This window comes from Lentibacillus salinarum (genome assembly GCF_042679865.1).
GTDB classification, from domain to species: Bacteria; Bacillota; Bacilli; order Bacillales; family Amphibacillaceae; genus Lentibacillus; species Lentibacillus salinarum.
Map to the genome: position 1 here is coordinate 1 of NZ_JBHTNH010000042.1, position 1610 is coordinate 1610.

Genomic DNA, 1610 nt, shown 5'->3' on the forward strand with positions numbered 1-1610 from the left:
CAGGACCCACGCTTTAAATTTCCAGTTTTCTTTTCAGAATTTTAAAGGTGTTTCCTGCGTTAAATTGCGACAATAGTCATAAAGAAACGACATTCTTCACAGGTGAATGACATACTCGTCCCAACGATTTTTGTCGAATCTTTATTCAATTACGAAACGCTAACCCGGTTTCCAAAACAATTGACTCATCCTGGGCATGGTCCAACGCATCTGTTCCTTCATTTCCTGAATAATTTCCTTGAGTGGTACCTGCCACTCCCGGAAATGATGCAGATGCATGTAGAAATAGCTATATACCATGTTGACGGCTAATACAAGAATGGCCACCCAGGCTTCAATAGCCGTCGGGTCGTGAACGTAGGGATGATCCAGATGCCAATAGGTCTTTAAATCATGAAACCCATTATTTTCAATATCCCACCGTGCAGCGGCAATTTTGGAAATCGTTTCTGTAGGCACTGCCGACTTCGGACAGGTGGTCGCCACCCATCTTTCAATGATTTCTATCTCTGCCTTCTTTTGGCCTCCAACGATTATTTTTCGCTCCGTTTGGCGAACCATCTTAACCATTCGTATGGGGACATTGACCTGCCTCCAACTTCCAAATCCTTCTTCATCCCAGGCCTCGACCTTCACCCGGTCGCCATCGGTATCCTTTTCTTCCCACTGCACGTCGGCAGGGCGATGATCAAAAAGGCCTCTGGCATCCTGCATGATGAGCCGACGTTCTTCTTTCATACGGATCACGGCATCCATACCCTGATCCAGAACTTGATGGATAAACGTTGCCTTAGCGTATAAGGCATCTGCGGTGATGATATCCATCAGTCGTCCATGCCGTTTTACCGTTTCAAGAAGGCGGCTGGCACCAGTGATTTCACCCTCGCCCTTCTCGGCACCATCACGTGGCTTTAAATGTTCCACGCCATAGAGGATACGTGGGTCACCACCGACCTTTTGCAGAACAACAGCCCGATGGAAGTGCTCGATTTCGCCTTCTTTATTTTTTCGAACCAAACAATCCGAACAGCTGCGACTCGTGGAAGTAAACAATTCCACCCCATCTATCGCACCAATACGCCAACCGTCAATATTGCCTTTACGGGGCCCGTGATTTTGTTTGAATTTGGCAATGAACTGATCGTGGCATTGGTCCAGATGATTGGAATCCCATTGACACAAAGCATCCCGCAAGGTGTCATGAGAAGGCTTTCCCTTTTTACGGGAAACCACACGTTTGAACCGACCCTTCTGGATTTCCCGGTCAAAGGCTTCCATGCTTTCCAAGCGAAGAACAAAGCCAATAAACAAGATGATAAAAATTGTCGATGGATTATACTTTTGTGATCGCCTGAAATCGTTTGCCCCCTTGACCATTACATCGAAACCATATACCTTAGTAATATAAAGGATAAACTCCTTTATCCACTGTTTCGACAGTGGAGTCACCTCCTTGGGTTGGGCCCTAAGGAGGTTTTCTTCATTTTGTGATTAAATCCTGCCAATTTCCAGTGAAAATTGAATTTTTTAGCCGAAAACCATAGATCCCCGTTCTTCCTGCCATGTTAAGTCTCGCTTCATGTCTAATCATCTCTTAAGCGTGGACCCTG

Annotated in this window: 1 protein-coding gene; it reads right to left on the bottom strand. The window is 45.8% G+C overall.

The features are described 5' to 3' along the window. Positions 1-159 precede the first annotated feature (159 nt). Positions 160-1377 (bottom strand): transposase, encoded by a 1218-nt coding sequence (locus ACFQ4A_RS16415; RefSeq protein ID WP_382402502.1) that lies wholly within the window; start codon positions 1375-1377, stop codon positions 160-162. Between the last annotated feature and the right edge of the window lie 233 nt (positions 1378-1610).

Coding starts and splice junctions, on each gene's coding strand:
- ACFQ4A_RS16415 (WP_382402502.1), bottom strand. CDS start 1,377: ATGGTCAAGGGGGCAAACGATTTCAGGCGATCACAAAAGTATAATCCA.